Annotated in this window: 8 protein-coding genes; 4 read left to right on the forward strand and 4 right to left on the reverse strand. The window is 61.4% G+C overall.

Annotated elements, in window-relative coordinates; all coding sequences use genetic code 11:
• The first annotated feature begins 17 nt into the window (after positions 1–17).
• Positions 18–860, forward strand: coding sequence for a PhzF family phenazine biosynthesis protein (locus tag M5B99_RS24675; RefSeq protein ID WP_248806506.1), 843 nt, complete (start codon positions 18–20; stop codon positions 858–860).
• Here M5B99_RS24675 and M5B99_RS24680 read toward each other — a convergent pair.
• Genes M5B99_RS24680 through M5B99_RS24690 form a run of 3 tightly spaced genes read right to left on the reverse strand, consistent with a single transcriptional unit; the run spans position 855 to position 2,648 of the window.
• Entirely contained in the window at positions 855–1,376 is a 522-nt protein-coding gene (locus M5B99_RS24680) for an NUDIX hydrolase (RefSeq protein WP_248806507.1), read from the reverse strand. The genes M5B99_RS24675 and M5B99_RS24680 overlap by 6 nt on opposite strands.
• A gap of 8 nt (positions 1,377–1,384) precedes the next feature.
• Positions 1,385–2,101: an NUDIX hydrolase gene (locus M5B99_RS24685; RefSeq protein ID WP_248806508.1), complete on the reverse strand. Its 717-nt coding sequence runs from the start codon at positions 2,099–2,101 to the stop codon at positions 1,385–1,387.
• Between the two features lies 1 nt (position 2,102).
• On the reverse strand, positions 2,103–2,648 hold the full coding sequence (locus M5B99_RS24690; RefSeq protein ID WP_248806509.1) for an adenylyltransferase/cytidyltransferase family protein: 546 nt from the start codon (positions 2,646–2,648) through the stop codon (positions 2,103–2,105).
• Between the two features lie 168 nt (positions 2,649–2,816).
• Here M5B99_RS24690 and M5B99_RS24695 point away from each other — a divergent pair, with 168 nt between their 5' ends.
• Genes M5B99_RS24695 through nadE form a run of 3 tightly spaced genes read left to right on the forward strand, consistent with a single transcriptional unit; the run spans position 2,817 to position 5,532 of the window.
• Positions 2,817–3,470: an isochorismatase family protein gene (locus M5B99_RS24695; RefSeq protein WP_248806510.1), complete on the forward strand. Its 654-nt coding sequence runs from the start codon at positions 2,817–2,819 to the stop codon at positions 3,468–3,470.
• Positions 3,471–3,473: 3 nt separating this feature from the next.
• Positions 3,474–4,703, forward strand: a complete 1,230-nt coding sequence (pncB, locus tag M5B99_RS24700) for a nicotinate phosphoribosyltransferase (RefSeq protein WP_248806511.1) — start codon at positions 3,474–3,476, stop codon at positions 4,701–4,703.
• A 1-nt stretch (position 4,704) separates the two neighbouring features.
• Complete coding sequence (gene nadE / locus M5B99_RS24705; protein ID WP_248806512.1) at positions 4,705–5,532, forward strand: ammonia-dependent NAD(+) synthetase; 828 nt, start codon at positions 4,705–4,707, stop codon at positions 5,530–5,532.
• Positions 5,533–5,539: 7 nt separating this feature from the next.
• Here the strand turns inward: nadE and M5B99_RS24710 are convergent, their stop codons facing one another.
• Positions 5,540–6,136, reverse strand: a complete 597-nt coding sequence (locus M5B99_RS24710) for an NUDIX domain-containing protein (protein WP_248806513.1) — start codon at positions 6,134–6,136, stop codon at positions 5,540–5,542.
• Positions 6,137–6,480 lie beyond the last annotated feature (344 nt).

The raw sequence follows: 6,480 nt of genomic DNA on the forward strand, positions 1-6,480 counted from the left end.
TGCCAGGGAGCCCAACCATGAGCCAGCACGATTTCAAGCAACTGGATGTTTTCAGCCGCGAGCCCTTCAAAGGTAATCCGCTGGCCGTGGTCTTCGCCGCCGACCAACTGAATGACGAGCAGATGCAGGCTTTCGCGACCTGGACCAATCTCAGTGAAACCACCTTCCTGCAGACACCTCGGGACCCTCGGGCAGACTATCGGGTGCGGATATTCACCACTACCCGGGAACTGCCCTTCGCCGGTCACCCGACACTGGGTTCCTGTCATGCCTGGTTGGAGGCGGGTGGCATTCCCCAGGGTGAGGAGATCATCCAGGAGTGCGGGATCGGCCTGGTGCGGATTCGACGCCAAGGCGACGACCTGGCGTTTATCGCACCGCCGCTGCGGCGTGCAGGTCCCCTGGACGAGGCGCTGCGCGAGCGAGTTCGCCTGGGCCTGGGACTGGCTCCTGAGGAGGTACTCGATGCCCAGTGGGTCGATAACGGGGTGGACTGGCTGGTGCTGATGTTGCCCGATCGGGCACGGGTGCTGGCGGTAAAACCCGACTATGCCCAGTTGACAGGGCTGGCGGTGGGGCTGGTCGCACCCTGGAGTCCGGCACTGGACGGTGACGAGTGTCAGTTCGAAGTGCGTGCGCTGATCGCCGGTGAAGGTATGTGCGAAGACCCGGCCACCGGCAGCCTGAACGCCGGTATTGCGCGTTGGCTGCTGGGAGAGGGGCGGGCTCCGCAGTCGTATCGGGTCAGCCAAGGCACGGCGATGGGCCGTGCCGGGCGGATCCGGGTCGAGCAGGTGGGGGACGAGATCTGGGTCGGCGGTGCCGCCGTGACCTGCATCGCCGGTAGCTTGAACCTATAAGGCTTGGCCCGGCGTATGGGCGATCAGCATCATCGCCGCCGACAAGGTATGTCCATCGGTAATCTGGCCTGCGGCAATCATCGCCTTGAGTTGGGCCAGGCTGACGAACAGCACCTTGTCGACCTCGCCATCGGTGCCTTCCACTGCGTCGCCGTCAATGTCCACCCGGCAGACGGCAACCGCGCTGGCAATCAGTGAGGTGTTGCTGTGCAGCAGGCCCAACTCCGTGACCTTCAGGGCCGGCCAGCCGGTTTCTTCCAGCAGTTCGCGAGCGGCGGCGTCGCCGGCGGTTTCACCGCGGTCGATGGCGCCGCGGGGGAACTCGATCGACTGGGCGCCGATGGCCCGGCGTCGCAGCACCGCCAACATCAGGCGGCCATCCGGCAGGACGGGCACGGCGACCACGCCATTGATGGCCTGGGCTTCCTTGATGACGAAATAACCCCGTTCCTTGACCACGTCGAAGTAGGGTGTATGCAGCAGGCATTCGGATTCAGATTCGGTGTCGGGCTTCATGCGTGGCGTTACTCCAGAAAGCAGCGGTCGAACAGATAGAGCGCGTCAGGTTTGAGATTTTCCAGGGTGGCTTGCGGCCGGCCGCCGTCACCCTGTTTCTTGCGTCCGGTTTCCCGCAGGTAGCCGGCCTCGGTCATCTTCAGCAAGCGTTGCCGGGTGCTGGTCTTGAGCACCGGGCGCCCCAGTACCCGGGAAAAGATCGCGGTGGCTTCCGGGGCACTGAATTCAGAACCGAGAAACATCAGTGGCAGGCTGCTGTACAGCGATTTGGATAACAGTCGCTCCTGTGCCGCCGCCACCAGTGCGTTGTGGTCGAAGGGCAGGCGCACCGAAGCATCGGCGACCCTATCGAGGGCGAACCAGGCCTGTTGTTCGTTGAGGGTCGGCTCGTCACTGACAATGGCCAGGTAGAAGGTCGAGGATGACCAGCAGCGCGGGTCGCGAAAGGCATCGCCCACGGTGCCCACTTGTTCGATCCAGGCCAGTGGCAGATTGACCTTGTCGCTGGCGCGCAGGCGTTCCACCGCATCGTCCAGCGTCAGGTCGGCTACCGCGCCATTGACTACTACACCGGGTAATGCCCAATGGCCCTGGAAGGGATCGGCTTCACGTTTGTGCAGCAGGATCTGCAGGGCCTGGCTGTCACGGCAGTAGAAAAGCACGCACAAGTCGACGGTGTGCAGGTAGTCGCTTTTCCTCGGCGCGGTGGGGGAACGGTCCGACATATCAATTCCTGTGTACGGCATAGAGCCCGTAGTCTACCGGATCCATACCGGGAGCCATCCAGTGGGCGGGTAATGTTTCGCCCAGCGCCAGTCGTTCGCGCAGCTGTGTACTGCGTACACCTGCTTGTTCCTCCACGCAAAGCACCGAGAAGCGTTCCAGTAACTGCGCCCCCAGATGGAAGTCCGGCAGCTGCGTGGCGACGTCGTGCCCGACCACCAGGGCGAGCTGTCGGGTGGGCAGGCCGGTCATCTCGGCCAGGGCGCACAGCAGCTCATAGCTGTAGATGGGCGTCTCGGTATTTTCGGCCAGTTGCTGTTCGATCCGACACACCGCAATTGCCGACGAACAGGCCGGTCGCACCTGTTCGACGATCGATTGCAGCCAACCCGCACGCCGCTCGTATTCGGCCATGCGCTTGCCGTAGGGGTGCCTGAAGGACGGCACCACCCACACTGACCGCGCGCGACGGGATGCTTCGATCATCACCTGGGCATGACCGGCGTGTGGGGGATTGAAGGCGCCGCCGTAGATTGCAAGCTCGTACATGGGTGGGTCTCCTTTTGTTTTTTAAAGTACTCGTCATGTACTTATTGATCAAGAGGAGGACAAAGTATCGTCACCATTTAGATTTTTAACTTAAAAAACCACCGAATCGTTCTTGATTTAAAAGTACATGACATGTACTTTTAAATCGTCGCCAAGGGAGAACCCAGCATGAATACTCAAGTGATCAAGACCGCCGCCTTCGATGTCGACGCCCAGAAGGGCTTCACGCCACTCTGCCCGGATGAACTGCCGGTGGTGGGCGGTCACCTGATCGGTGCCGAGCTGAACTTCATGGCTTCGCTGGCCGCCATCCGCGTCGGCAGCAAGGACGCCCACAGTCCCCAGGCCCCCTGGGTGGTGGGTTCTCATGAGCAGATGCTCAAGCCCACGGGCCTTGAGCATGCCGACCTGACCTGGGTCAGCCACTGCGTACCGGGTACCGAAGGCTTCACGCTGCTCGATGAACTGCCGGCGCCCCAGGACTACGACTATTTCGTCTGGAAGGGCGTGGAGCCGGCATTGCACCCTTATGGTGCTTGCTTTCACGATCTCCAGCACAAGCTCTCCACTGGAGTGATCGAGTACCTCAATGCCCAGCAAGTCCGGCAGGTGATCGTCGGCGGCCTGGCCCTGGATTTCTGCGTCAAGACCACCGCGCTGCAACTGGCGGGGGCGGGTTTCCGGGTCATCGTCTATCTGCCGGCCTGTCGCGCCATCAGTGCCGATGGCGCGCAGCAGGCAGTCCACGATCTGCAACAGGCGCGTATCGAAGTCGTCAACAGTCGCGAACAACTGGCCCGTGCGGCGGGCCACAAGGAGTAAGTCATGGAAAGTGCATTCGACCGCGAAGGCGGCATCATTCAGGGGCTGCTGGATACTGACTACTACACCTTCACCATGATGCAGGCGGTGTTGCACCAGTACCCCAACGTCGAGGTGGAATATCAGTTCATCGTGCGTTCCCGGGAGAAGCTTGCGCACCTGGTCCCTGAGCTGCGTGTCGAACTGGAAAAACTCGCCGGCCTGCAAATGCGTGAAGGTGAACTGCGTTTCCTGTTCAATCGGCGTTTCCGTGAATACCTGACGCCGGACTTCGAGCAGTTCCTCGAGTTGTTCCGGTTCAATCTGCGCTACATCCAGGTCAGTGAAATCGACGGTCAGTTGAGCATCCGCGTTCGTGGCCCGATGCTGCACTGCATCATGTTCGAACAGCCGGTGCTGGCGTTGGTCAGCGAGTTGCGCAACCGTGACAAATATCCCGACGTGGCGCTGGGAGACGTCAGCCGCAAGCTCTACCAGAAGTTCGAGTGGCTGGAGAAGAACCTCAGCCGCGACGAACTGGCCGACCTGCGGGTCTCGGACTTCTCGACCCGCCGGCGCCTGTCGTTCCGCGCCCAGCGCGAGGTGGTGGATATCATGCGGCGGGATTTCCCCGGCGTGTTCGTCGGCACCAGCAATGCACACCTGGCCTACGAGTTCGATCTGCCACTGATCGGCACCATGGCCCACCAATGGTTGATGGTGCACCAGCAACTCGGTCGCCTGCGCGAGAGCCAGAATGCGGCGCTGGAGAACTGGGTGCACGAATATCGCGGGCGTCTCGGGATCGCCCTGACCGACTGCATCAGCACCGATTTTTTCCTCAAGGACTTCGACCTCTACTTCGCCAAGCTCTACGACGGCCTGCGCCAGGATTCGGGCGACCCGATTGTCTGGGCCGACAAGGTGTTGGCACGTTATGCGCAGCTGGGAATCGATCCGCTGACCAAGGACCTGATGTTTTCCGATGGTCTGAACTTCGAGAAGTGCCTGCCGATCCTTCGTCACATCCGCGGCAAGGCCCGGTTCGGCTTCGGCATGGGCACCAGCCTGGCCTGCGATGTCGAGAGCGTCGAACCGCTGAGCATCGTGATGAAGCTGGTGCGCGTGCATGGCGAACCGGTGGTGAAGTTTTCCGATGATCCGGTGAAAAACGTCTGCGAGGACCCCTCGTTCCTGCGTTATGCGGCGCAGGTGTTCAACGTGACTGAATTCAACCAGAAGCTGGAGGTGTGAGATGGGAACCGAGAATCAGGATCGTATTGCCAAGGCGCTTGGGGTGAACCGGCAACTGGCACAGGGTGACGAGGCGGCGGAGCTGGCTCGGCGCATCAATTTCATCAAGGCGCTGTTGAAGCGCTCCGGTTGCGAGGCGTTGGTGCTGGGGATCAGCGGCGGCGTCGATTCACTGACGGCTGGCCGGCTGTGTCAGTTGGCGGTGGAGCAGTTGCGCGAGGAGGGTGGCACGGCGCGTTTTATCGCCATGCGCTTGCCGTACCGGACTCAGGCTGACGAAAGCGATGCCCAGGCGGCCCTGGCGTTTATCCGGCCGGATCAGGTCAGCAGCGCGAACATCTCGGCTTGCGTGGACGGGTTGATGGGCAGTCTTGAGGCCGAGGGCTTGGAAGCAATGCCGGCGCAGGTGGATTTCGTCAAGGGCAACGTCAAGGCCCGGGCGCGGATGATGGCCCAGTATGCGCTCGCCAACTTCGTCAACGGGCTGGTGGTCGGTACCGATCATGCCGCGGAGGCGCTGATGGGCTTTTTCACCAAGTTCGGTGATGGGGCCTGCGACCTGGCGCCGTTGTCCGGGTTGACCAAGGGCCAGGTGCGGCGGCTGGCCTCGGCCCTGGGCGCGCCGGAGCCACTGGTATACAAGGAGCCGACGGCCGATCTGGAAGAGCTGGTGCCGGGCAAGCCGGACGAGGTCGCCTATGGTTGCACCTATGCCGAGATCGACGCCTACCTGCTGGGGCAGCCGGTGTCGGCGCAGGCCCGTGCGATTATCGAAGCGGCCTACGGCAGGACTGCGCATAAACGGGCCCTGCCTTACTTGCCGGTGTGAGGCGGGATCAGCGTGGGGTGTCGAGGGTCTTGTTCAGGGCCACATACTGCAACAGCATGATGGTCTTGGCATCGACGATGTCCCCGCGGTGGATGGCTTGCAGCGCGTCGTCCAGGGACAGCTCCAGCACCTCCAGGTCCTCGCCCTCGGCTTCCAGGCCACCACCGTGGCTGACTTTGCTGTCGCCGTCGTATTCGCCGAGGAAGAAGTGCAGTTTTTCGGTCACTGAGCCCGGGCTCATGAAGGCTTCGAAGATCTTCTGCACGTTCTGCACGCGGTAGCCGGTTTCTTCTTCGGCTTCGGCACGGATGCGGTCTTCGGGTGAAGCGTTTTCCAGCAGGCCGGCGGCGGCTTCCACCAGCATGCCGTCGTGACCGTTGATGAACACCGGAAAACGGAATTGCCGGGTCAGCACCACAGTCTGTTTTTCGCGGTTGAACAGCAGGATGGTCGCGCCATTGCCGCGATCATAAGTCTCGCGGCTTTGCCGCTGCCAGGTGCCGTCGCTGCGCAGGAAGTCGAAGGTGGTTTTCTTCAGCAGGTACCAGTCGTCCGAGAGGATGGTGCTGTTGATGATACGAACCCGGTCTTTCGTTGCGGTCATGATCCACGCCCTGTGGTATGCAAAGCGCAGATCATACTAGGGAGTGTTGTTTTTGTCGGGATTCTGCGGCGTTTGTGAGGGCCCTTTCGCGGGCAAGCTCCGCTCCCACATAGGATTGAGGGTAACCACAAGTTCTGTGTGCGCCGCAAAAGCTGTGGGAACACAGCTTCCACAGTGGATTGGGGTAACCACAAGTACTGTGTGCGCCGCAAAAGCTATGGGAACACAGCTTCCACAGTGGATTGGGGTAACCACAAGTACTGTGTGCGCCGCAAAAGCTATGGGAACACAGCTTCCACAGTGGATTGGGGTAACCACAAGTACTGTGTGCGCCGCAAAAGCTG

Origin of the sequence: Pseudomonas sp. MWU13-2100 (assembly GCF_023242365.1) — a bacterium.
Taxonomy (GTDB): Bacteria; Pseudomonadota; Gammaproteobacteria; order Pseudomonadales; family Pseudomonadaceae; genus Aquipseudomonas.

Coding starts and splice junctions, on each gene's coding strand:
- M5B99_RS24675 (WP_248806506.1), top strand. CDS start 18: ATGAGCCAGCACGATTTCAAGCAACTGGATGTTTTCAGCCGCGAGCCC.
- M5B99_RS24680 (WP_248806507.1), bottom strand. CDS start 1,376: ATGAAGCCCGACACCGAATCTGAATCCGAATGCCTGCTGCATACACCC.
- M5B99_RS24685 (WP_248806508.1), bottom strand. CDS start 2,101: ATGTCGGACCGTTCCCCCACCGCGCCGAGGAAAAGCGACTACCTGCAC.
- M5B99_RS24690 (WP_248806509.1), bottom strand. CDS start 2,648: ATGTACGAGCTTGCAATCTACGGCGGCGCCTTCAATCCCCCACACGCC.
- M5B99_RS24695 (WP_248806510.1), top strand. CDS start 2,817: ATGAATACTCAAGTGATCAAGACCGCCGCCTTCGATGTCGACGCCCAG.
- pncB (WP_248806511.1), top strand. CDS start 3,474: ATGGAAAGTGCATTCGACCGCGAAGGCGGCATCATTCAGGGGCTGCTG.
- nadE (WP_248806512.1), top strand. CDS start 4,705: ATGGGAACCGAGAATCAGGATCGTATTGCCAAGGCGCTTGGGGTGAAC.
- M5B99_RS24710 (WP_248806513.1), bottom strand. CDS start 6,136: ATGACCGCAACGAAAGACCGGGTTCGTATCATCAACAGCACCATCCTC.